This window comes from Brevundimonas sp. SS2672 (assembly GCF_059579685.1).
This window is the reverse complement of record NZ_CM184201.1, coordinates 1,652,193-1,673,538: the sequence shown is the minus strand read 5'-3', so window position 1 is coordinate 1,673,538 and position 21,346 is coordinate 1,652,193. Positions and strand designations below refer to the sequence as shown.

The following is a 21,346-nucleotide window of genomic DNA, read 5'->3' as shown; positions in this document are numbered from 1 at the left end:
GACCGCCGCCACCAAGGCCTAGATTATGAAACTCATCGCTATCGGCGCCTTCGCCCTCGCTTCGCTGACCGCTTCGGCCGCCCTGGCCCAATCGCAAGGCCCGGCCAACCCCGGCCCGGCCATCCCCGGCGTATGCGTCTATTTCAACCAGCGCGTTCTGGCTCAATCGACCGCCGGTCAGGCCGTCCAGACCCGCATGGAGCAACTGGCGCAGGAAGTTCAGGGCGAACTCCAGCCCTACGCCACCGCCATCCAGACCGAGGCCCAGGCCCTGCAGCAGGGCCAGGCGACCATCCCGGCCGACCAGATGAACCAGCGCCGTCAGGCCCTGCAGACCCGCATCCAGGAAGCCCAGCAACTGGAAGGCACGCGCGACAACGAGTTGCGCTACACCCTGGCGGAACAGCGCCGCAAGATCTCGGAGGCCATCGAGCCTCTGCTGGTCGCCGTCTATCAGGAGAAGGGCTGCGGCATCATGATCGACCGCGAGAGCGTCTTCATCATGAACCCGGCCATGGACGTGACCGACACCGTCATCCAGCGCCTGAACGCCCAACTGCCGACCCTGAGCTTCAACCGCATGCCGGTTCCGGCCCAGCCGCAATCCTAAGGCGGGCCATGCCCGATCCGAGGTTCTTCCAGACCCTGTCGTCCCTGACGGTCGCCGCCCTCGCCGAGCACATCGGCGGGGAGGCGGTCCGGGGCGGCGAGGTCGTCATCTCGGCCGTCGCGCCCCTGTCCAGTGCGGACCGGGGCGCGATTGCGTTTCTGGGCGACCGCAAGTTCGCCGCCGCCCTGGCGCAGACGAAGGCGGGGTGCGTGATCGTACCGCCGTCGGCGCTCGATGCGGCCCCGGCTGACGCCGCCGTCATCCTATCAAACGAGGCTCAGGCGGCCTGGGCGCGGGCGTCGGCCCTGCTGCACCGGCCGATCCGTCTTGATCGCGCCATCACCGCCACCGAGGCCGCTGAGGACGACACTGTGGTGGTCGAGCCTGGCGTCATCCTGGGTGAGGGCGTCCGCATCGGACGCGGCAGCCGCATCGGCGCCAACACCGTCATCGGGCCCGGCGTCCAGATCGGCCGCGACTGCCTGATCAGCTCCGGCGTCACCGTGGGCTTCGCCCTGCTGGGCGACCGGGTGAAGCTGTTGGCTGGCGCGCGGATCGGCGAGGCGGGGTTCGGCGCCGCCGGATCGAAGGCCGGACCGGTGGACATCCCCCAGCTCGGCCGCGTCATCCTGCAGGACGGGGTGACGGTCGGGGCCAACTCCTGCATCGACCGAGGCGCCTATGACGACACCGTCATCGGCGAGAACACCAAGATCGATAATCTGGTCATGATCGGCCACAACTGCGTTATCGGCCGCAACAACCTGATGGCGGCGCACACCGGCATCTCGGGTTCGGTGACCAGCGGCGACAACTGCATCTTCGGCGGCCGGGCGGGCGTGGGCGACCACATCACCATCGGCGAGGGCGCGCGCGTCGCGGCCGGAGGCGGCGTTCTGGCCGACATTCCGCCGGGCGAGACCTGGTCCGGCTATCCCGCCAAGCCCATCCGCCAGTTCTTGCGCGAGACGGTCTGGCTGTCCAAACAGGCGTCCCAGAAGAAGGGCGCGAAGGAATCGAAAGAATGAGCGAAGACAACAACATCGACTACGCCGAGGTGATGCGTCGCCTGCCGCACCGCTATCCCTTCCTGCTGGTCGATAAGGCGCAGGACTTCGTGGCGGCGACCTCGATTGTCGGCATCAAGAACGTCACCCACAACGAGCCCTTCTTCCCCGGCCACTTCCCGATCGATCCGGTCATGCCGGGCGTGCTGATCGTCGAGGCCATGGCCCAGACCGGCGCCCTGCTGATGTCCAAGTCGCTGGACGTGGCGGTGGCTGACAAGGTCATCATGTTCATGTCGATCGACGGCGTGCGCTTCCGCAAGCCCGCGCGTCCGGGCGACCAACTGCGCATGGAGGTCAAGGTCATCAAGGCGCGCGGCGACGCCTACAAGTTCCGCGGCGAGACCTTCATCGACGGCAAGCTGGCGGCCGAGGCCGAATTCATGGCCATGGTCGTGACCGTGGCGGAGCCCGCCCAGTGACCATCCACCCGACCGCCGTCGTCGACGCCTCGGCGACCGTGGCGGACGGGGTCGAGATCGGCCCGTTCTGCACCGTGGGGCCGGGCGTGGCGCTGGCCTCCGGCGTGCGTCTGGTCAGCCATGTGGTGATCCAGCAGGACGCCAGAATCGGCGCCAACACGACGATCCATCCCTTCGCCGTCATCGGCGGCGATCCGCAGCACGGCGGCTACAAGGGCGAGCCGGTGCGGCTGGAGATCGGCGAGAACAACCTGATCCGCGAGCACTGCACCTTCAACCGGGGCACGCCTCAAGGAACGGGCGTCACCCGTATCGGATCGAACAACCTGTTCATGACCGGCGCCCATGTCGGCCACGACTGCGTGGTCGGCGACAGCGTCACCATGGCCAACAACGCCACCTTGGGCGGTCACGTCCATGTCGGCGACCGGGTGTTTCTGGGCGGCCTGTGCGCCATCCACCAGAACGGCCGGGTGGGGCAGGGCGCCATCGTCGGCGGCCTGGCCGCCGTGACGCGCGACGTCATCCCCTATGGCTCGGTCTGGGGCAATCACGCCAGCCTGCATGGCCTCAACTTGATCGGGCTGAAGCGCAAGGGCTACGGCAAGGACGCGGTGCGCCGCCTGCTGGCCGCCTATCGCGACCTGTTCGAGGGGCAGGGCGTCTTCGCCGAGCGTCTGGATCGGGTCGAGCAATCCTATGCCGACCTGCCCGAGATCATGGAGATCACCGCCTTCATCCGTGACGGCGGCAAGCGCCCGCTGTGCCTGCCGGGCGCGGAATGACGACCGCGCCCAAGCTGGCCTTGATTGCGGGGTCGGGCGATCTGCCCATCCGCGTCGCCCAGCGCTGCGAGGCGGAGGGGCGCGAGGTGTTCATCATCCGCCTGAAGGGCTTCGCCGACGCCCACCTGCACCGCTGGCCGGGACAGGACTTCGGCATGGCCGAGATCGGCAAGATCGTGAAGGCCATGCGCGCCGAGGGCTGCCGCGCGGTGTGTCTGGCAGGCTATGTCAATCGGCCGGATTTCAAGACGTTGAAGCCTGATCTGAAGGGCGCGTCCCTGTTGCCCGGCATCATCGCGGCGGCGTCAAAGGGCGACGACGCCCTGTTGCGCAAGATCTTGTCGGTGTTCGAGGATGAAGGCTTCGCCGTCGAGGGCGCAGACGATATTCTGGGCGGCGAGACGCTGGCGGCGGGCGCGCTGGGCCGCGTGGCGCCGACGGCGGAGCAACTGGCGGACCTGAAGAAGGCGCTGCACGTCGCTGAAAAATCAGGTGAACTGGATATCGGGCAAGGCGCGGTCGTCTGCGACGGCCTTGTGCTGGCGGTCGAGGCCCAGGAAGGCACGGACGAGATGCTGCAGCGCGTCGCTGGCCTGCCTGCGGACCTGCGCGGCTCGCCCGGCTTTGCGCGCGGCGCGCTGGGCAAGGCGCCCAAGCCGATCCAGGATCTGCGCGTCGACATGCCCGTTATCGGACCGACGACGGTCGAACTGGCTGCCGCCGCAGGTCTGGCCGGGATCGGCGGGTTCGAGGGACGGCTGATCGTCATCGACCATGAAGGTCTGGTCGAGGCGGCCGACCGCCTGGGCCTGTTCGTCTGGGGAGAACCGCGATGAGCCGTCCGTTGAAGGTCATGCTGGTGGCGGCCGAGGCGTCGGGCGATGCGCTGGGCGCCGGGCTGGCGCGGGCGCTGAAGGCGCGGCTGGGCAAGGACGTGGTCTTCGTCGGCGTGGGCGGTCCGAAGATGGCGGCCGAGGGCGTCGCTAGTCCCTTCGATATCGCTGAACTGTCGATCCTGGGCTGGATCGAGGGCCTCAAGGCCTATGGCCGGGTCAGGAAGCGCGTGGCCCAGACGGCGGCGCTGGCGGCGGCGGAAAAGCCGGACGCCGTGGTGCTGATCGACAGTTGGGGCTTCACCATCCGCGTGGCTCAGGCGATCCGGGCGGCCTCGCCGAAGACGCCGTTGATCAAATACGTCGGACCGCAGGTCTGGGCCTCGCGGCCGGGCCGGGCGAAGACGCTGGCCGGGGCGGTGGATCACCTGCTGGCCCTCTATGCGCTGGACGCGCCGTGGTTCGAGAAGGCGGGCCTGCCGACGACGGTCGTGGGTTCGCAGGCGCTGCACGTCGATATGGCGGGGGCCGACGGCGCCCGCTTCCGCGCGGCGCGAGGCATTGCGGCGGATGCGCCGCTGCTGCTGGTCCTGCCGGGCAGCCGCCCTAGCGAGATCACGCGCATGACGCCTGTCTATGAGCAGGCGGTGAAGCAGTTGAAGGCGCAGATTCCGGGGCTGGAGGTCGCGGTCGTCGCGGCAGGCACTGTCGCCGCCGATGTGGCGGGCCGGGTCGCCGCCTGGCCGTTCCGCGCCCATGTGGTGCAGGAGGCCGACAAGTACGACGCGATGAAGGCCGCAAACGCCGCCCTGGCCACCAGCGGCACGGTTTCGACCGAACTGGCGCTGGCGGGGGCGCCGATGGTCATCGCCTATAAGATCGACGGGCTGAGCTACGTCCTGATGAAGCGACTGGTGACGGCCAAGCACATCACCCTGTTCAACATCGCCGCCGACGAGGCCATCGCGCCGGAGTTCATCCAGCACGAAGCGACGCCGCAGGCCCTGGCCAAGGCGGTGGGGCGGCTGCTGACCGATCCCGAGGCGGCGGCCGATCAGGCGCGTCGTCAGACCGGGGCGCTGGACCTGATGGGACGCGGCGGGCCGGACCCGTCGGAACTGGCGGCGGACGCCGTGCTGCGGGTGATTGCGGCGAAGGCGGGGTAGGCACCCCTACTTCCGTTCATCCCGGCGGAGGCCGGGACCCAGTGCTTTGGCTAAGTGCGCAACAGTGGCCGTCCCAAGCTCGGTTCACTAAAAACTGCGCGCGTGGTTCTTACTGGATCCCGGCGTCCGCCGGGATGAGCGGGTTAGAAGGACTTAGGCCAGCAAGGCCCGCGTCGCGGCTTCCACGTCCGCCTGGCGCATCAGGCTTTCGCCGACCAGCAGGGCGCGGGCGCCGGCGTCGGATACGCGCGCTACGTCCTGGGGTGTGAACAGGCCGCTTTCGGCGACCAGCAGCGCGCCGTCGGGGCTCAGCGCCGCCAGTTGCTCCGTCGTCGCCAGATCGACCTCGAAGGTCCGCAGCGAGCGGTTGTTGACGCCGATCAGGGCGTCGTCGCTGCCTTGAACCAGCTTGGCGGCGCGGGCCATCTCGTCCGCGTCGTGCGTCTCGATCAGGGCGTCCATGCCCCAGCGGGTCGCCTCGGCCAGCAGGTCTGCGGCCAGGGCGTCGTCCACCATGTCCATGATGATCAGAATGCAGTCAGCGCCCAGCGCCCGGCTCTCGGCCACCTGCCACGCATCGACCAGGAAGTCCTTGCGCAGGCAGGGCAGGGCGACGGACGCACGCGCGGCGCTCAGGTAGGCGTCATCGCCCTGAAAGCTGGGGCCGTCGGTCAGCACCGACAGGCAGGACGCGCCGCCGCGCTCATAGGCCTGGGCCAGAACAGGCGGGTCGAAGTCGGCGCGGATCAGGCCCTTGGACGGGCTGGCCTTCTTGATCTCGGCGATCAGGGCCGGGCGGCCGGTTTCGACGAAACGGCTGGCCAGGGCGGCGCGGAAGCCGCGCGGGGCCGTGGCCTCCTTCGCGCGCGCCTCGATCGCGTCCTGCGAGACAGCGACCTTGCGGGCGGCGACATCCTCGCGCTTGTAGGCGGCGATGCGGTCCAGAACGTCGCTCATCAGGCGTCCTCGTCTTCGATCGGCGCGTGGGAGACGCGCACCAGTTCAGCCAAGGCGGCGGCGGCGCGACCGTCGTCGATGACGGCGGCGGCGATCTCGGCGCCCGATTTCAGGTCTTCGGCCCGCCCGGCCACCACCAGGGCGGCGGCGGCGTTCAGCAGAACGATGTCGCGGTAAGGGCCGCGCTCGCCCGCCAGCAGGGCGGTCAGGGCCGCCGCATTATGCTCGGCGTCGCCGCCGCGCAGATCGTCCAGCGTCGCCAGCGGCAGTCCGGCGTCGGCGGGCGTGACGGTGAAGCGGCGCACGGCGCCGTCCTTCCATTCGGCCACATCGGTCGGGCCTGTGGTGGTCAGTTCGTCCAGACCCTGGCCGTTGACGGTCCAGGCTCGCTTGGCGCCCAGTCGGCCCAGAACCTCGGCCAGAGGCTCCAGCAGGGCGGGGTCATAGACGCCCATGACCTGATGCGTCGCGCCTGCCGGATTGCACAGCGGCCCCAACAGATTGAACACGGTGCGGAAGCCGATCTCGCCGCGCACCGGCCCGACGTGGCGCATGGCCCCGTGATAGGTCGGCGCGAACAGGAAGGCGATGCCCGCCTGGTCCAGCGCCCGCGCCTGCTGGGCAGGCGTGGCGTCCAGATTGACGCCCAGCGCAGCCAGAACGTCGGACGAGCCGGACTTGGAACTGATGGCGCGGTTGCCGTGCTTGGCGACCTTCAGCCCGGCGCCCGCCAGAACGAAGGCGGCCGCCGTCGAGACGTTGTAGGTGTGCTGGCCGTCGCCGCCGGTGCCGCAGGTGTCGATCACCTGATCGAACGGGTGGTTCAGCGACAGGGCGGCTTCGCGCATGGCGCTGGCGAAGGCGACGATCTCGTCCACCGTCTCGCCCCGAATGCGCAGGGCGGTGACGGCGGCGGCGACCTGTGACGGGGTCGGCTCGCCGCGCAGGCAGGCGGCGAAGAAGCTCTTGGCCTCATCCAGGTTCAGCACCTGTCCGTCGACCAGCTTGGCCAGCAGGGGCTTGATGCTGTCCATCACACGCTCGCCAATCGCTTGACGCCCGCCAGATCGAGGAAGTTGGCGATCATCTCGTGGCCGTGCTGGGTGGCGATGGATTCCGGGTGGAACTGGACGCCGTGGATCGGTCGCGAGCGGTGCGACAGGCCCATGATCTCGCCGTCTTCGGTCCAGGCGGTGACCTCCAGTACGTCCGGTAGCGTCTCGCGGCGCACGGCCAGCGAATGATAGCGCGTCGCCGTGAAGGGCGAGGGCAGGCCGCCGAACACGCCGCGCCCTTCATGCAGGATGGGCGAGGTCTTGCCGTGCATCAGGGTCTTGGCGCGCACCACTTCGCCGCCGAAGGCCTGGCCGATCGATTGGTGGCCCAGGCAGACGCCGAGGATGGGCATGGTCTCGGCGGCGGTCTCGATCAGCGACAGGCAGATGCCCGCCTGATCAGGGGCGCAGGGGCCGGGGGACAGCAGAACGGCCTCGGGCTGTAAGGCCCAGGCTTCCTCGACCGTCAGGTCGTCGTTGCGGACGACGTGCGTCTGCGCGCCCAGCTCCGCGAGATAGTGGACGAGATTGTAGGTGAAGCTGTCGTAGTTATCGACGACGAGGATCATGGCGAGGGCTTCTTGAAGACGGGGAGGCAGGGCGGCCCAAGCATGGAAGGCAAACGGGCCGATTGAAAGCGGACGTTAAGCTGTCCGGGCGATAGAGGGGCATCGCCATCGGAAGAAATCCGTCTTGACCCCTGTAGAATGCATCCGTGACGCTCGCGCCCTGTTGAACGAGGCGCCGAGCGAACAACCCAAGCCGCTGCGCCTGCTGGCGGCGGCCGCCTTCGCCGCGACGACGGCGGTTCTTTTGGCCGGGACCATGGTCGTGGGCCCAGGCATATCATTTGACCAGGCTGCCATGGTTTCCAATCCCTAGCCGTCGGAACCCTGGCCGCGCGTGGTCGCGGTGAATCGCCAAGCTTCGCCGGCCGCCTTCATCGGCGCCCGGGCCTTGGCCAGGGTTTCAGCGTACTCGGCAGCAGGGTCGCTGTCGGCGACGACGCCGGCGCCGGCCTGAACGAAGATCTGGCCTTTCGCGAACATGGCGGTGCGCAGGACGATGCAGATGTCCGCCTCGCCATTGGCCGAGATGTAGCCGACGCCGCCGCCATAGCCGACGCCTCGCTTTTCGGTCTCAAGCTCGTCGATGACCTCCATCGCCCGCACCTTGGGCGCGCCCGACAGGGTGCCGGCGGGCAGGGCGGCCAGAAGCGTGTCCACCGCGTCCAGCTTGGGATCGGCTGAGCCGTTCACGTTGGAGACGATGTGCATGACCTGGCTGTAGCGCTCGACCACAAAGCTTTCCGTGACCTCGACAGAACCGGGCGTCGAGACGCGGCCCACGTCGTTGCGGCCCAGGTCCAGCAGCATCAGGTGCTCGGCCCGTTCCTTGGGGTCGGCCAGAAGTTCGACTTCCAGCGCCTTGTCCTGGTCGGGCGTGGCGCCGCGCGGACGGGTGCCCGCCAGCGGGCGGATGGTGACGCGTCCATCCTTCAGCCGGACCAGGATTTCCGGGCTGGAGCCCGCCAGTTGGAAATCCACATAGTCGAGGAAGAACAGATAGGGCGACGGATTGCCGCGACGCAGCGACCGATAGAAGGCGAACGGATCCTGGCCCCACGGCGCCGAGAAGCGGTGCGCCAGCACGACCTGGAAGATGTCGCCCGCGGCGATGTAGTCCTTGGCTCGCGCCACCATGCGGCCGAAGGCGGCCTCATCGACGGGGGAGTGGAAGTCGGGCGCGGGAACCGGCTCGACCTCGCGCTGGATCGGCAGGGGGCCGCGCAGGCGGTCCTCGAAGTCCTCCAGTCGGGCCTCGGCGGCGGCGTGGGCTTGGCTCGGATCGGCCGCCGTGTCGGGATAGGCGGCGGAGATCAGGACGATCTCGTGCTTCACCGAATCGAAGATGGCGACCAGGGCCGGACGCGCCATGACGGCGTCGGACAGGTCCAGAGGGTCGGGGTTGGCCGGACCCAGCGGCTCCAGCAGACGCACCATGTCATAGCCGAAGACGCCGAACAGACCGGCGGCCATCGGGGGCAGGTCGGTGGGCAACTCGAACTTCGTCGCCGCGATCAGGGCGCGCAGGGACTCCAGCGCGGGCCTGTCGTCCGGGGTGAAGACGTCGGCCAGGACGTCGGCGCCGCGCGCAATCTCCGCCTTGCCGTCGCGACAGCGCCAGACCACGTCCGGCGACAGGGTGACGAAGGAATAGCGGCCGTTGACGGCGCCGCCTTCGACCGACTCGAACAGGCTGGCGTAACGCCGCCCGTGCCCGACCTTCAGGAAGGCCGAGACGGGGGTCTCCAGGTCATCGACCAGGCGGCGGACCAGAACCTGAGGGCGGCCCGCCGACAGACCGGCGATGAAGGCGTCGCGTTCTTGCAGCATTACTTCTTGGCGGGAGCAGGCGCCGTAGCCGGAGCCGCCGCGACCGGAGCTTCGACGCCCAGAGCTTGCAGGGCGGCGGCCGGGTCATTGCGCGACTTGGTGCGTGCGGCGGCGGCGGCGATGGTGCGGTCGGCCAGGGTGTTGGCCAGCTCTTCGGTCAGACGCGGGCGAGCCTGCTCGGCCAGCGGCGCGGCCAGGGCCGGATCGGCGGCGTGGATGGCGTCGACGCGGCCGACCACGAAGGCGGTCTGCGACTGGGCGTCGGAGAAGACCTGACCCTTGCTCTGGCCGAACAGGCCGCGCAGCACGCCGTCGCCGACCTGGGCTTGCGACTCGCGGCTCTGCTGCACGCCGGTGCGGACGGTCAGTTGGGCGCCGGCCTCGGCGGCCACCTTGGCGATGTCCTCGCCGGCGCGGACGCGGCCGGCCAGTTGTTCGGCCTTGGCCGACAGCAGGCGGGCGTTTTCACGCAGGGTCCACTGCTGACCCAGCGGGCCGCGCACTTCTTCCAGCGTGGGCAGGGCCGAGGGGCGGATGTCGTCGAGGCGGACGGCGAAATACTGACCGTCTCCGGCGTCGATGACGTCGCTCTCGCCGCCCTTGGACAGGGCGTAGGCGCTTTCCAGAACCTGACGCGGGGCGTTCATCGGCTGGCCGTCGGGCAGTTGGCCCTGCTGGGTGAAGGGCGGCAGCTGGATGACGCGGGCCTTGGCGGCCGCGGCGGCGTCGGCCAGGTTCTTGCCTTCCTGACGCGCCTTCTCGAACTGCTCGACCTTGGCGTAGGTCGCGGCCTTGACCGCTTCGGCCTGCAGCTCCTGGGTCAGGGCGGGGCGGGCGCTTTCCAGCGTCACGGCCTGACCGGCCCGGATGGCGGCCAGCTTGGCGACGGTGAAGCCCAGGCGGCCCTGGATCGGCGCCGAGACCTGGTCGACAGCCAGACCGAACACGGCGGCGCCGACCGCGGGGTCGCCCACGGCGGCCTGCGGCGTGGCCTTGTAGTCGCCCAGTTGGATGTTGTTGGCCTTGGCGACCTCGGCCGGGTTCTTGCCGGCGCGCAGGTCGGCGGCGATCTTGTCGGCGGCTTCCTTGGTCGGAACCGTCAGGGTGACGAAGGTGCGCTTTTCCGGGTCGGCCAGGGCGGCCTTGCGGAACTCATAACGCTCGTTGATCTGCTCTTCGGTGACGGTCGGGCGCGAGATCGTTCGGGCCGGGCGTGAACAGGACCAGGGAGATCATGCGGAACTCGGGGCTGCGCAGGCGCGCCTCGTTCTCCTTCATGAAGGCGGTCAGCTGGGCGTCGGTCGGCGCGCCCGCGCGGCCGGCCATGTCCTGAGTCACCGAGAACCAGCGGCCGTCGCGGGTTTCCAGCGCCTGACCCGCCAGCAGGGCGGCGTAGACGCGCGGGGCCTGCAGGCCGGCGAAGACGGCCGAGCCGACGTGCGAGGTGACGTACTGGTCGCGCAGGTCCTGCTCGAGCATTTCCGAGGTCAGGTTCTGCTGGGCCAGGGCCTGAACGTAGAGGTCCTGGTCGAACTGGCCCGTGATCTGGTTGAAGAAGGCCGGAATCTTGCGGATCTCGGCCAGCACCAGCTCCTTGCCCGGACGGATGCCCGCCTTATAGGCCCAGTCCAGGAAGCCGAGACGCTGGGTCTGGCTGTCGAGATACTGCTGATGCAGGTTCTCCTTGACCATGTCGTCATAGCTGACGGGACGGCCGGCCTGCTCCTGCAGATTGGCGCGCACGCGCTCGAAGTCGGCGCGGAACTGGTTGGAATCGACGCTGCGGTCGCCGGCGCTGATGATATGGCGCGGCCCCAGGTTGGCGAAGATGTCGGATTGCGCGCCGACGATCAGGAAGCTGAGGATGATCAGGGCGAACAGGCCGGCGGCCCATTTCGACTTGGCGAAGTTGCGGAAGAGCGTGATCATCTAAGAAGAACCTGACGAGGGCCGGCGTCGAAAGGGCGCCAAGGGTCGCGTATAGGGGGTGCGGGGCCGCCGCCGCAAGTGAGGCTTGACGACATCTTGGCTTCCGCGACCGTCGCCACTAGACAGGCCGCATGAAACAATCTGTGAAGCTGGTCGCCGGCAACTGGAAAATGAACGGCCTGGGCGCGAGCCTGGCCGAGGCTGAAACCCTCGAAAAGGCGCTGAAGGAACAGGCTGCGGCCTGCCGCGTAGCCCTGTGTCCACCCGCCACCCTGATTGATCGGATGGCGCAGGCGCTGAAGGGCGGCGTCGTCGAAATCGGCGGGCAGGACTGCCACGCCGAGGCGTCGGGCGCCTATACCGGCTCGGTCTCGGCCGGGATGGTCCGCGATGCGGGCGCCGGCCTGGTGATTCTCGGCCACTCCGAGCGTCGCGCCGGTTTCGGGGAGACCGACGCCGATGTCGCCGCCAAGGTCCAGGCCGCCCTGGCTGCCGGTCTGGAGCCGATCATCTGCATCGGCGAGACGCTTCAGGAACGCGAAGCCGGACAGGCGGTCGAGGTCGTCAGCCGTCAGGTCGCCGGTTCGCTGCCGGCCTTGCTGGCGGGCAAGGCTTTCGCCGTGGCCTATGAGCCCGTCTGGGCCATCGGCACCGGCCTGACGCCGACGCTGGAGCAGATCGAAGAGGTCCACGCCGCCGTGCGCGCGGCCATGATCGCCAGGCTGGGGGAGGGCGGCCGCGCCGCGCCGATCCTGTACGGCGGCTCGGTCAAGCCGTCGAACGCGGCCGAGATCCTGGCCGTGGCCGAGGTCGGCGGCGCCCTGGTCGGCGGCGCCTCGCTGAAGGCCGAAGACTTCCTGGGCATCATCCGCGCGGTTTGACCGCCTGACAGTTTGCTCGAAACCCGCAACGGTGTTAGAGGCCGCCGCTTGATCGGCGCGTTTCTGCGCCCACATGAATGACGCCATGCTCCAGACCATTCTGCTCGTCGCGATGATCATCATCTCGGTCGCCTTGTCGGCCGTGATCCTGCTGCAACGTTCCGAGGGCGGCGCCCTGGGCATGGGCGGCGGTCCTTCGGGATTCATGACGGCGCGCGGCGCGGGCAATCTGCTGACCCGCACCACGTCCTTCCTGGCGGTGGCCTTCTTCGTCTGCGCCATCGGTCTGACGATCGCGGGCAACTATGCGCGCGGGTCGCGGTCGGTGATCGACGCTGACGCCGTCGGCTCGATCGCGCTGGACCAGCCGCAAGAAACGGCTCCGGCCGCTCCGGAAGCCGCACCGGCGACCCCGGCCGCTCCGGCCGCGCCGTCGCTGGACGATCTGGAAGCCAGCCTGCCGGCCGGTCAGGGCGCGCCCGCCCAGTAAGGGCGTCGCCGCCATCGAGTTTGGGGAAGCGCGCCGCGAGGCGCGCTTTCTTCTTTTGATCAACAGTTAGATTTGTTCAGGGCCTCTCCGCTCCGGACGAATCATGGAGTAAGGTGTCCGCCCATGGCTCGCTATGTGTTCATCACCGGCGGCGTGGTTTCCTCTCTTGGAAAAGGCCTCGCTTCCGCCGCTCTCGGCGCTCTTCTGCAGGCGCGCGGCTACAAGGTCCGCCTGCGCAAGCTGGACCCTTATCTCAACGTCGATCCGGGCACTATGAGCCCCTATCAGCACGGCGAGGTCTTCGTGACCGACGACGGCGCCGAGACGGACCTCGACCTGGGCCACTATGAGCGTTTCACCGGCGTCTCGGCGGCCAAGTCGGACAACATCACGACCGGCCGCATCTATCAGACGATCATCGAGAAGGAGCGTCGCGGCGACTATCTGGGCGCGACCGTCCAGGTGATCCCGCACGTCACCGACCAGATCAAGCAGTTCTGCCTGAACCCGGCCAAGACCGATGCGGGCGAGGATGTGGACTTCATTCTGGTCGAAATCGGCGGCACCGTCGGCGACATCGAGGGCCTGCCCTTCTTCGAGGCGATCCGCCAGCTGGAGCAGGACCTGCCGCGCGGCCAGTCGTGCTTCGTCCACCTGACCCTGCTGCCCTTCATCAAGACCGCCGGCGAGATGAAGACCAAGCCGACGCAGCACTCCGTCAAGGAACTGCGCTCCATCGGCATCCAGCCCGACATCCTGCTGTGCCGGTGCGAGGCGCCGATCCCGGCCGACGAGAAGCGCAAGATCGCCCAGTTCTGCAACGTCCGCCCCGACAGCGTCATTCAGGCGATGGACTCGGCCGACATCTATGCCGTGCCGCTGGATTATCACCGCGAGGGTCTGGACACCCAGGTGCTGGCCCACTTCGGCCTGGATGATGCGCCCGCGCCGGAACTGTCCGGCTGGAACGAGATCGTGCGCCGCCGCCTGCATCCGGACGGCGAGGTCACCATCGCCGTGGTCGGCAAATACACGGTTCTGAAGGACGCCTATAAGTCGTTGATCGAGGCGCTGCAGCACGGCGGCGTCGCCAACAACGCCAAGGTCAATATCGACTGGGTCGAGGCCGACACCTTCGAAGGCGACCCGCAGGCCTGCGCCGAGCGGCTGGAAGGCGCCCACGCCATCCTCGTGCCCGGCGGCTTCGGCGAGCGTGGGGCGGAGGGCAAGATCGAGGCGGCGCGCTACGCCCGCGAGCGCAAGATTCCCTATTTCGGCATCTGCTTCGGCATGCAGATGGCGGTGATCGAGGCGGCGCGAAACCTGGCGGGCTTCCCCAAGGCGACCTCGACCGAGTTCGGCCCGGCGGATGAACCCGTGGTCGGCCTGATGACCGAATGGGTCCAGGGCAATGAGCGCGTCAAGCGCGAGCATGGCGGCGACCTGGGCGGCACCATGCGTCTGGGCGCCTACGCCTCGACCCTGGCGCCGGGCTCCAGGATCGCCGAGATCTATGGTCAGACCGACATCAACGAACGCCACCGACACCGCTATGAGGTGAACATCAACTACCGCGAGGCGGTGGAGCAGAAGGGCGGGCTGTTCTTCGCCGGCATGTCGCCGGACGGCGTCCTGCCGGAAACGGTCGAGCGCCGGGACCACCCCTGGTTCATCGGCGTCCAGTACCACCCGGAGTACCGCAGCCGCCCCTTCGCCCCGCACCCGCTGTTCGCCAGCTTCATCGCGGCGGCCCTGGTGCAGAGCCGGCTGGTCTGATCACGAATCCTTGTTGGGGCGTTCGCCTAACCGTGTGTCATCATGTTGTTAACCTTTTGGGCAACGCAGATGGCAGGCGAGATTCTCTACTTTCTGCACCGGCATTTCCGCCTGGTGTTTCTGGTCGGCGCGACGGTCGGCGTGATGACGCTCGGCCTGATTTTTCGCAGCCTTCTGCGCCTGCTGTTCAGCGCTTAGACCTTCAGGGGCGCGGCAGGACGAACTGACTGGGCGTCAAGGCGGAGCGAGAGAAGGCGGCCGCCCGCACCGCGCCGTTGAAGTAGTTGACCCGATTGAACCGACATCCGATCGAGGACGCTCCGGGGCCCTGTGGCTTGAAGGCCAGCGGCGCCTCGCCTTCCAGTCGGCCGTTGACGTAGCTGCGGTAGGTCGCGCCGTCGAAGGTTTGAGCGACGTGAGCCCAGGCGCCGACGGGGTGCAATTTGTCCGGGAAGATCAAGGTGTGATTGTAGCCGGGCCCCTTGGTGAAGGCGTCCAGGCACCATTGCTCGCCGAAGACCCTGATTTCAAACAGAAAACGGGTGCCGGGCCAGTCGGGTCCGGCGTCAGGAGGCGGGGTTTCCTGAAGGTGGAACCAGCGCTGCTCATGCGCCCCGCCGTCGGGGCGAAACAGGGCTTCGAAGGTGAAGCGCGACGCTCCGGCCAGGGGATGGTTCTCGATGAAAAGAGCGTCGTCGACGCCGTCGAAGGACGTCGCCTGACCCCAGGGCGAATCCGTCAGGCGGGGGCCGCCCTCCGCCTTGACGGCGTGTCCCCCGATCTCGTCCAGCCGGTCGAAGGTCCAGAGATCGGCAGGCGAGCGGAGCGTCCCGCGACCCGGAGAGGAGGCGCACGCCGCCGTGGTCAGGGCCAGACCGCCCATCAGCGTCAGACGACGGGTCGGCAAGAGGGGCGCGCGCATGTCGGAACTCCTATGACACCGGTGACCATTCTGTTCGCTCCACCGGACCGGAAGGGCGTCGACGCGATCCTGACGGCCGCATCGGCGCGGTCAAGATCGATTCGGCTGTGATGGGCGACTCAAAGGACGTCTGCGGGAGCGCTCGCGCAGAAACGGGTTTGCTGAAACCGCTCAGGCGGCGGCGGAAGCGACCGCCTCAGCGTTGGTGACCCGGTTGCGACCCGTCCGCTTGGAGGCGTAGAGGGCCTCGTCGGCGCGCTCCAGGAACTGGGACGCCGCCTCGCCGGAGCGGCGCAGCGCGAAGCCGACGGAAATGGTCACGGCGCCCAGGTCGTCGTTGGTCGAACGGCGGCGCAGGCTGCGTGAAGCGATCTCTTCGCGGGCGGCGTTCAGCGCGGCCTCGATCGCGCCCGCCGTCTCGCGCGGGAAGATGACGGCGAATTCTTCGCCGCCATAGCGGGCGGCGATGCGCGGCGCCCGCGCGATGCGGCCCAGGACGCTGGCCACATAGCGCAGCACCTGATCGCCGGTCTGATGGCCCCAGGTGTCGTTGAACCGCTTGAAGTGGTCGATGTCGATCAGGGCCAATCCGATCGGGGTCGCGTCGCTCTCGGCCTCGTCGCACATGCGCTGCAGTTGTTCGTCGAACGCCTTGCGGTTGGCCAGGTTGGTCAGAGCGTCGGTCATGGCGTCGCGACGGACCTGCTCCAGGTGGTCGCGCAGCTTGACGACCTCGCGATTGGAAGATTCCAGACGACGTTCCAGCGCCGAAGTATGGCGACGGATTCGCCGCGTGGCGTCGCTGAGCGAGGAGACGATGACGCCCAGGCTGTCGGTGTCGGGCGCCGAGGCCATGCGGTCGGCCGCCTGGGCCAGGGTGTCGCCATAGTCCGCCTGGCTCTCGCGCGCCTTGTCGATGGCTGCGGCCACCGCCGCCAGTTCGCGGTTCAGAACGACGCCGGCGTCACGAATCTCTTCCGACAGGCGGCTGCGCGGCAGGAACTCGGCCGCAAGCATCTCGGCCGTGGTGTCGGTGAACGGCGCGCCGCTGGACAGCAGGCGCGCCATTTCCTGGCTTAGCGGGCTGTCAGGCGCGCTTAGGTAGTGCAGCCAGAGTTCGAAATTCAAAGGCGTCGGCCAGACCGCCCCCGCCTGCATGGCGTCCACCGCCCGGCGCGCCAGGGCATAGGCTTCCGGACTGCGGACCGTGGTGTCGACCTGAGTGGCCATGCCTTGAGCGCCCCTGGGAAGTTCAGGCCGGAACGTTAGCCCGGCCTTCCGTAACGCAGGGTTAAACTAGGAACTGGCCGTCAGTCAGCAAAAACGACCGGTCGTCGCAGGAAGGCCGGCACGTCGTCACCAAAGGCGCTGCCGCGAACAGTCTCGGCGGGTTTGGAGACAGTCTGGGCGGCGGGAGCGCGATCTTCGGATTTCTTGCGGCTGCGCGAACGGCGGGGCGCTTCGTCGGCTTGCGGCGTCGATGTTTCGGGCGCAGCGGGAATCTCGCTGACCTCGACGGCCTCGAGCGATTTGCGCGAGCGGCTGCGTTCGCTGCGCTCGCCGCGCCCACGGCCGCGGCTGGAGCGGCTGTCGTCGCGCGGGCGGTCCTTGATCGAGGCGAAGTCGATGTCGTCCAGCGGCAGTTCGACCGGCTCCTTCTTGATCAGCTTCAGCACCTTGTCCAACGACTTGTCGTCGGCGGGCGTCACGATCATGAAGGCCTCGCCCAGGCGTCCGGCGCGCCCGGTGCGGCCGATGCGGTGGACGTAGTCGTCGGCGTGGTGTGGAACGTCATAGTTGAAGACGTGGCTGACGGCCGGGATGTCTAGGCCGCGCGCGGCGACGTCGGACGCGACCAGCAGCTTCAGCTCGCCGCTGCGGAAGTCGGACAGGGTCTTCATCCGCAACGACTGGTCCAGGTCGCCGTGAATCGGCGCGGCGTTGAAGCCGTGGACCTGAAGCGACTTGGCGACGATGTCGACTTCGGACTTGCGGTTGCAGAAGACGATGCCGTTCTGGACCTCGCCGCGCTCGACCAGGGCGCGCAGGGCGGTGCGCTTGGCCTTGGGGTCCGAGGTCGGCAGGCGGGTGATGTGCTGGGTGATGGTGTCGGCGGTCGTGGCCGGGCGCGCCACCTCGATCCGGGTCGGATCCTTGAGGAACTGCTGGGTCAGGCGCGTGATCTCCGGCGGCATGGTGGCCGAGAAGAAGAGGGTCTGGCGGCGCGGCGGCGTCAGCTTGAAGATGCGCTCGATGTCCGGGATGAAGCCCATGTCCAGCATCCGGTCGGCTTCGTCGACCACCATCATCTCGACGCCGGTCAGCAGCATCTTGCCGCGATCGAACAGGTCCAGCAGGCGGCCCGGCGTGGCGATCAGAACGTCCACGCCCTTGTTCAGGGCGGCGACCTGGTCGCCCATGGAGACGCCGCCGATCAGCAGAACCCAGTTCAGGCGGGTGCCCTTGGCGTATTTGGCGAAGCTTTCCGCCACCTGGTCGGCCAGTTCGCGGGTCGGCGCCAGCACCACGGCGCGCGGCATCCGGGCGCGAGCGCGGCCCGAGGCCAGGCGGTCGACCATGGGCAGGGTGAAGGCGGCCGTCTTGCCGGTGCCGGTCTGGGCGATGCCGAGGACGTCGCGTCCGGCCAGGGCCACCGGAATGGCTTGTTCCTGGATCGGCGTGGCGGTCGTGTAGCCGGTATCGGCGACCGCCTGAAGGGTCGTGGGCGAAAGGCCCAGCTTGGAGAATTCAGTCATGCAGTCCTGAAGGGACGGAGGATAGCGTTCGCAAACGCCTTCAGCTGACGGAACCGCCCCTCGTGGGCGAGCGGGCGGCGCGCATCGCCAGTCCTGTTCCGAGCCTGCGGCCGTATATGGAAGGCCCTACGCCTCAGTCAAGTATTTCTGTTCGGAACAGCCCGCTTGGCGCCAGCGTTTCGGCCTGTATGGTCCCGCGTCGGGACTGGGAGAGGGACGCCGAATGCGCGTAGCCGTATGGATCGCGGTGATGCTGGCTGCGCCGACAAGCGCCTGGGCGTCCGGCGGGCGCGAGGCGGACGCCATGAGCGCGGCGTTCGGCAATACCGTCGTTTCCTACTATGCCGACGGGAACTGGGTGAAACACTGGTTCGACCGCGACGGTGCCTATAGCGCCCTGTTTTCAGATGGACGCCGCCTGACCGCCCGCTGGGCGCGCGAGGGCGACAAGGTGTGTCTGAACGGGATTCGTCCGCGCATGATTCTGTCACGCTTCTGCACGCCCCTGGTCGACGCTTCGGTGGGCGAGAGCTGGCCCGGACGCGACCCTCTGGGACGCCGCGTCCGCAACGAGCTGATTGCAGGGCGGTAAGAAAAAACGCCCCCGTTCGTGAGAACGAGGGCGCTTCGTCTTATTCGGCTTCCGCAGCCTTCTTGGCGGGAGCCTTCTTTGCAGCCGGCTTCTTGGCCGCAGGCTCCTTCTTCGCCGCGGGCTTTTTCGCAGCGGCCTTCTTGGCGGGCGCCTTCTTCTTGGGCGCCGCGCCGGCCTTGGCGGCCAGCAGGGGCAGGGCGGCCTCCATCGTCATGTCTTCGGGCGCCGTGCCCTTGGGCAGGGTGGCGTTGATCTTGCCCGACTTGACGTAGGGGCCGTAGCGTCCGGCCATGACCTGAACGGCCTCGCCCGTTTCCGGGTGGGCGCCCAGCTCCTTCAGCGGCGCGGCGGCCGAGGCGCGACCCGCACGACCTGCACGCTTTTCAGCCAGCAGGGTGACCGCGCGGTTCAGGCCGACGTCGAACACTTCCTCGATGTCCGCGACGTTGGCGTAGGTGCCCGCGTGCGCCACGAACGGGCCGTAGCGGCCCAGGCTGGCGGTGATCATCTTGCCGTCCTCGGGATGCGGACCCACGTCGCGCGGCAGGCTGAGCAGGCGCAGCGCCTTCTCCAGGTCGATCGAGGCCGGGGACCAGCCCTTGGGCAGGGACGAGCGCTTGGGCTTGTCCGCGTCCGGCGGCGTGGTTTCGACATAGGGGCCGAAGCGGCCGATCTTCAGGTGCACGGGCTGGCCGGTCGCCGGATCGACGCCCAGTTCGCGATCGCCGCTCTCCGCGCCGCCGTCGGCGGCGTCAGGCGAGGCCACCGGGCGGGTGTATTTGCACTCAGGATAGCGCGAGCAGCCGATGAAGGCGCCGAAGCGGCTGGTCTTCAGGCTCAGTTGCCCCTGATGGCACAGGGGGCATTCGCGCGGGTCCGAACCGTCGCCCTTGTCGGGGAAGATGTGCGGGCCCAGCGCCTCGTTCAGGTGGTCGAGGATGGCCGTGGTGCGCAGTTCGCCTGCGGCCTGGGTCGCGGCGTGGAAGTCCTGCCAGAAGCGGCGCAGCAGGGTCTTCCAGTCCAGATCGCCCGCCGACACTTCGTCCAACTGGGTCTCCAGCGCGGCGGTGAAGTCGTACTCGACCCATTTGGCGAAGAACTGCTCGAGGAAGGCCGTGACCAGCCGTCCCTTGTCCTCGGGGAAGAAGCGGTTCTTGTCCATGCGGACGTATTCGCGGTCGCGCAGGGTCGTCAGGATGGAGGCGTAGGTCGACGGGCGGCCGATGCCCAGTTCTTCCAGCTTCTTGACCAGGGTGGCTTCCGAGAAGCGCGGCGGCGGTTCGGTGAAGTGCTGATCGGTGCGGATGGCCTCGACCTTGGCCTTGACGCCTTCCTTCAGCGCAGGCAGGCGGCCGCCTTCGTCGTCCTCGTCCTCGGCGCCCTTTTGCTTGTCGTCGCGGCCTTCTTCATAGGCGGCGATGAAGCCGTCGAAGACCACGACCTGGCCGGTGGCGCGAAGGCCCGTCTGGCCGTCGGGCGTCTCGATCTCGACCGTAGTGCGGTCCAGACGCGCCGATTCCATCTGCGAGGCGATCATCCGCTTCCAGATCAGTTCGTACAGACGCTGCAGATCGCTATCAAGCCGCAGGGTGTCGGGGCTGCGCAGGATGTTGGTCGGACGAATGGCCTCGTGCGCTTCCTGGGCGTTCTTGGCCTTAGTCTTGTAGTAGCGCGGCTCGGCCGGGACATAGGCGGGGCCGAAACGCTGGCCGATGGCCTCGCGCGCCTGGGCGATGCCCTCGGGCGTCACATAGACGCCGTCGGTCCGCATGTAGGTGATCAGGCCGCCGGTGTCGTCGACGCCCTCATACAGCTTCTGCGCCGCCTGCATGGTGCGCTGGGCGGTGAAGCCCAGCTTGCGCGCGGCTTCCTGCTGCAGGGTCGAGGTGGTGAAGGGCGGGGCGGGGGACCGCTTGGCGGGTTTCTTCTCGACCGACTTGATGGTGAAGTCGCCGCTGTGGACGGCTTCGCGCGCCGCCATGGCCATGGCCTCGGACACGATGTCCAGGCGCTGGACGCGCTTGCCTTCATGCTTGACCAGGCGGGCGGTGAAGGGGCTGTCGGCGACCAGATCGGCCTCGACCGACCAGTACTCCTGCGCCTTGAACCGCTCGATCTCCATCTCGCGATCGACGACGATGCGCAGGGCGACCGACTGGACACGCCCGGCCGAGCGTGCGCCCGGCAGCTTGCGCCACAGCACCGGCGACAGGTTGAAGCCCACCAGATAGTCCAGCGCCCGGCGCGCCAGATAGGCGTCCACCAGCTCCATATCCAGCTGGCGCGGGTTGGCCATGGCCTCCAGCACCGCCGACTTGGTGATGGCGTTGAAGGTGACGCGCTGGACGTCCTTGTCCTTCAGCGCCTTCTTCTTGTTCAGGATTTCCAGAACGTGCCAGCTGATCGCCTCGCCCTCGCGGTCGGGGTCGGTGGCCAGGATGACGCGGTCGGAGGCCTTGGCGGCCTCGGCGATCTCGGACAGGCGCTTGGAGGCCTTGGCGTCGACCTCCCAGTGCATGGCGAAGTCATCGTCAGGCAGGACGGAACCGTCCTTGGACGGCAAGTCGCGGACGTGGCCGTAGGAAGCCAGAACCTTATAGTCCGAGCCCAGGTACTTATTGATGGTCTTGGCCTTGGCGGGGCTCTCGACGATGACGAGATTCATGGCGCTCTATCGGGGAAAACGGGGCGCGAACGTGGTTGCGGCGG

22 protein-coding genes are annotated in these 21,346 nt (G+C 68.3%); 12 read left to right on the top strand and 10 right to left on the bottom strand.

What is annotated here, in order from left to right; all coding sequences use genetic code 11:
• Positions 1–25 precede the first annotated feature (25 nt).
• The 6 genes from AC52GN_RS08535 to lpxB are packed head-to-tail and all read left to right on the top strand — an operon-like array spanning position 26 to position 4,883.
• The gene (locus AC52GN_RS08535; protein ID WP_312218643.1) at positions 26–610 is read left to right on the top strand and encodes an OmpH/Skp family outer membrane protein; all 585 of its coding nucleotides are present in this window, start codon (positions 26–28) and stop codon (positions 608–610) included.
• Positions 611–618: 8 nt separating this feature from the next.
• On the top strand, positions 619–1,638 hold the full coding sequence (gene lpxD / locus AC52GN_RS08530; RefSeq protein ID WP_496526779.1) for a UDP-3-O-(3-hydroxymyristoyl)glucosamine N-acyltransferase: 1,020 nt from the start codon (positions 619–621) through the stop codon (positions 1,636–1,638).
• A complete protein-coding gene (gene fabZ / locus AC52GN_RS08525) occupies positions 1,635–2,099 on the top strand; it encodes a 3-hydroxyacyl-ACP dehydratase FabZ (RefSeq protein ID WP_046653574.1) in 465 nt (154 codons plus the stop codon). The genes lpxD and fabZ overlap by 4 nt, the downstream gene beginning before the upstream one ends.
• On the top strand, positions 2,096–2,884 hold the full coding sequence (lpxA, locus tag AC52GN_RS08520) for an acyl-ACP--UDP-N-acetylglucosamine O-acyltransferase (RefSeq protein ID WP_088411546.1): 789 nt from the start codon (positions 2,096–2,098) through the stop codon (positions 2,882–2,884). Before fabZ ends, lpxA begins: the two co-directional genes overlap by 4 nt.
• Positions 2,881–3,720 (top strand): UDP-2,3-diacylglucosamine diphosphatase, encoded by an 840-nt coding sequence (lpxI, locus tag AC52GN_RS08515; RefSeq protein ID WP_496526778.1) that lies wholly within the window; start codon positions 2,881–2,883, stop codon positions 3,718–3,720. The genes lpxA and lpxI overlap by 4 nt, the downstream gene beginning before the upstream one ends.
• Complete coding sequence (gene lpxB, locus AC52GN_RS08510; RefSeq protein ID WP_346486648.1) at positions 3,717–4,883, top strand: lipid-A-disaccharide synthase; 1,167 nt, start codon at positions 3,717–3,719, stop codon at positions 4,881–4,883. The genes lpxI and lpxB overlap by 4 nt, the downstream gene beginning before the upstream one ends.
• A 153-nt stretch (positions 4,884–5,036) precedes the next feature.
• On the opposite strand, the gene trpC is transcribed toward lpxB, so the two are convergent.
• Genes trpC through AC52GN_RS08495 form a run of 3 tightly spaced genes read right to left on the bottom strand, consistent with a single transcriptional unit; the run spans position 5,037 to position 7,464 of the window.
• Positions 5,037–5,840, bottom strand: coding sequence for an indole-3-glycerol phosphate synthase TrpC (trpC, locus tag AC52GN_RS08505; protein WP_346486649.1), 804 nt, complete (start codon positions 5,838–5,840; stop codon positions 5,037–5,039).
• Entirely contained in the window at positions 5,840–6,877 is a 1,038-nt protein-coding gene (trpD, locus tag AC52GN_RS08500) for an anthranilate phosphoribosyltransferase (protein ID WP_346486650.1), read from the bottom strand. Before trpD ends, trpC begins: the two co-directional genes overlap by 1 nt.
• Positions 6,874–7,464 carry an anthranilate synthase component II gene (locus AC52GN_RS08495; protein WP_346486651.1) on the bottom strand — a complete coding sequence of 197 codons (591 nt, stop codon included), beginning with the start codon at positions 7,462–7,464 and terminating at the stop codon, positions 6,874–6,876. Before AC52GN_RS08495 ends, trpD begins: the two co-directional genes overlap by 4 nt.
• Positions 7,465–7,588: 124 nt before the next feature.
• Here AC52GN_RS08495 and AC52GN_RS08490 point away from each other — a divergent pair, with 124 nt between their 5' ends.
• Complete coding sequence (locus tag AC52GN_RS08490) at positions 7,589–7,777, top strand: hypothetical protein (RefSeq protein ID WP_312218114.1); 189 nt, start codon at positions 7,589–7,591, stop codon at positions 7,775–7,777.
• Here the strand turns inward: AC52GN_RS08490 and trpE are convergent.
• The 3 genes from trpE to AC52GN_RS08475 all read right to left on the bottom strand — a co-directional run bounded on the left by trpE (position 7,774) and on the right by AC52GN_RS08475 (position 11,220).
• On the bottom strand, positions 7,774–9,291 hold the full coding sequence (trpE, locus tag AC52GN_RS08485; RefSeq protein ID WP_496526777.1) for an anthranilate synthase component I: 1,518 nt from the start codon (positions 9,289–9,291) through the stop codon (positions 7,774–7,776). The two genes, AC52GN_RS08490 and trpE, sit on opposite strands and share 4 nt — an antisense overlap.
• Complete coding sequence (locus AC52GN_RS08480; RefSeq protein ID WP_496526776.1) at positions 9,291–10,265, bottom strand: peptidyl-prolyl cis-trans isomerase; 975 nt, start codon at positions 10,263–10,265, stop codon at positions 9,291–9,293. The genes trpE and AC52GN_RS08480 overlap by 1 nt, the downstream gene beginning before the upstream one ends.
• A 178-nt stretch (positions 10,266–10,443) precedes the next feature.
• A complete protein-coding gene (locus AC52GN_RS08475) occupies positions 10,444–11,220 on the bottom strand; it encodes a SurA N-terminal domain-containing protein (RefSeq protein WP_496526775.1) in 777 nt (258 codons plus the stop codon).
• A 131-nt stretch (positions 11,221–11,351) separates the two neighbouring features.
• On the opposite strand from AC52GN_RS08475, the gene tpiA reads away from it, so the two are divergent.
• The 4 genes from tpiA (at position 11,352) to AC52GN_RS08455 (ending at position 14,565) form a co-directional block, all read left to right on the top strand.
• Entirely contained in the window at positions 11,352–12,101 is a 750-nt protein-coding gene (gene tpiA / locus AC52GN_RS08470; protein WP_496526774.1) for a triose-phosphate isomerase, read from the top strand.
• Positions 12,102–12,186: 85 nt separating this feature from the next.
• Entirely contained in the window at positions 12,187–12,591 is a 405-nt protein-coding gene (secG, locus tag AC52GN_RS08465) for a preprotein translocase subunit SecG (RefSeq protein ID WP_312218110.1), read from the top strand.
• Positions 12,592–12,714: 123 nt separating this feature from the next.
• Positions 12,715–14,367: a CTP synthase gene (pyrG, locus tag AC52GN_RS08460; RefSeq protein WP_496526773.1), complete on the top strand. Its 1,653-nt coding sequence runs from the start codon at positions 12,715–12,717 to the stop codon at positions 14,365–14,367.
• Positions 14,368–14,436: 69 nt separating this feature from the next.
• Positions 14,437–14,565, top strand: coding sequence for a hypothetical protein (locus tag AC52GN_RS08455; RefSeq protein ID WP_291774648.1), 129 nt, complete (start codon positions 14,437–14,439; stop codon positions 14,563–14,565).
• 4 nt (positions 14,566–14,569) lie between these two features.
• Here AC52GN_RS08455 and AC52GN_RS08450 read toward each other — a convergent pair whose 3' ends face one another.
• The 3 genes from AC52GN_RS08450 to AC52GN_RS08440 all read right to left on the bottom strand — a co-directional run bounded on the left by AC52GN_RS08450 (position 14,570) and on the right by AC52GN_RS08440 (position 18,045).
• Positions 14,570–15,289: a LamG domain-containing protein gene (locus AC52GN_RS08450; RefSeq protein ID WP_496526772.1), complete on the bottom strand. Its 720-nt coding sequence runs from the start codon at positions 15,287–15,289 to the stop codon at positions 14,570–14,572.
• Positions 15,290–15,460: 171 nt separating this feature from the next.
• A complete protein-coding gene (locus AC52GN_RS08445; RefSeq protein WP_496526771.1) occupies positions 15,461–16,519 on the bottom strand; it encodes a GGDEF domain-containing protein in 1,059 nt (352 codons plus the stop codon).
• Positions 16,520–16,599: 80 nt separating this feature from the next.
• Positions 16,600–18,045, bottom strand: a complete 1,446-nt coding sequence (locus AC52GN_RS08440; protein ID WP_496526770.1) for a DEAD/DEAH box helicase — start codon at positions 18,043–18,045, stop codon at positions 16,600–16,602.
• A 223-nt stretch (positions 18,046–18,268) separates the two neighbouring features.
• On the opposite strand from AC52GN_RS08440, the gene AC52GN_RS08435 reads away from it, so the two are divergent.
• Positions 18,269–18,637: a hypothetical protein gene (locus AC52GN_RS08435; protein WP_291774660.1), complete on the top strand. Its 369-nt coding sequence runs from the start codon at positions 18,269–18,271 to the stop codon at positions 18,635–18,637.
• Positions 18,638–18,677: 40 nt separating this feature from the next.
• Here the strand turns inward: AC52GN_RS08435 and topA are convergent, their stop codons facing one another.
• Entirely contained in the window at positions 18,678–21,302 is a 2,625-nt protein-coding gene (gene topA, locus AC52GN_RS08430; protein ID WP_496526769.1) for a type I DNA topoisomerase, read from the bottom strand.
• Positions 21,303–21,346: the final 44 nt, after the last annotated feature.

Bases quoted from the DNA above. Each gene is read 5' to 3' on its own strand.
- AC52GN_RS08435 (WP_291774660.1), top strand. From the start codon at position 18,269: ATGCGCGTAGCCGTATGGATCGCGGTGATGCTGGCTGCGCCGACAAGC.
- lpxI (WP_496526778.1), top strand. From the start codon at position 2,881: ATGACGACCGCGCCCAAGCTGGCCTTGATTGCGGGGTCGGGCGATCTG.
- tpiA (WP_496526774.1), top strand. From the start codon at position 11,352: ATGAAACAATCTGTGAAGCTGGTCGCCGGCAACTGGAAAATGAACGGC.
- AC52GN_RS08495 (WP_346486651.1), bottom strand. From the start codon at position 7,464: ATGATCCTCGTCGTCGATAACTACGACAGCTTCACCTACAATCTCGTC.
- secG (WP_312218110.1), top strand. From the start codon at position 12,187: ATGCTCCAGACCATTCTGCTCGTCGCGATGATCATCATCTCGGTCGCC.
- AC52GN_RS08475 (WP_496526775.1), bottom strand. From the start codon at position 11,220: ATGATCACGCTCTTCCGCAACTTCGCCAAGTCGAAATGGGCCGCCGGC.
- AC52GN_RS08440 (WP_496526770.1), bottom strand. From the start codon at position 18,045: ATGACTGAATTCTCCAAGCTGGGCCTTTCGCCCACGACCCTTCAGGCG.
- pyrG (WP_496526773.1), top strand. From the start codon at position 12,715: ATGGCTCGCTATGTGTTCATCACCGGCGGCGTGGTTTCCTCTCTTGGA.
- fabZ (WP_046653574.1), top strand. From the start codon at position 1,635: ATGAGCGAAGACAACAACATCGACTACGCCGAGGTGATGCGTCGCCTG.
- AC52GN_RS08445 (WP_496526771.1), bottom strand. From the start codon at position 16,519: ATGGCCACTCAGGTCGACACCACGGTCCGCAGTCCGGAAGCCTATGCC.
- AC52GN_RS08450 (WP_496526772.1), bottom strand. From the start codon at position 15,289: ATGCGCGCGCCCCTCTTGCCGACCCGTCGTCTGACGCTGATGGGCGGT.
- AC52GN_RS08455 (WP_291774648.1), top strand. From the start codon at position 14,437: ATGGCAGGCGAGATTCTCTACTTTCTGCACCGGCATTTCCGCCTGGTG.
- AC52GN_RS08535 (WP_312218643.1), top strand. From the start codon at position 26: ATGAAACTCATCGCTATCGGCGCCTTCGCCCTCGCTTCGCTGACCGCT.
- trpC (WP_346486649.1), bottom strand. From the start codon at position 5,840: ATGAGCGACGTTCTGGACCGCATCGCCGCCTACAAGCGCGAGGATGTC.
- lpxD (WP_496526779.1), top strand. From the start codon at position 619: ATGCCCGATCCGAGGTTCTTCCAGACCCTGTCGTCCCTGACGGTCGCC.
- lpxB (WP_346486648.1), top strand. From the start codon at position 3,717: ATGAGCCGTCCGTTGAAGGTCATGCTGGTGGCGGCCGAGGCGTCGGGC.
- trpE (WP_496526777.1), bottom strand. From the start codon at position 9,291: ATGCTGCAAGAACGCGACGCCTTCATCGCCGGTCTGTCGGCGGGCCGC.
- topA (WP_496526769.1), bottom strand. From the start codon at position 21,302: ATGAATCTCGTCATCGTCGAGAGCCCCGCCAAGGCCAAGACCATCAAT.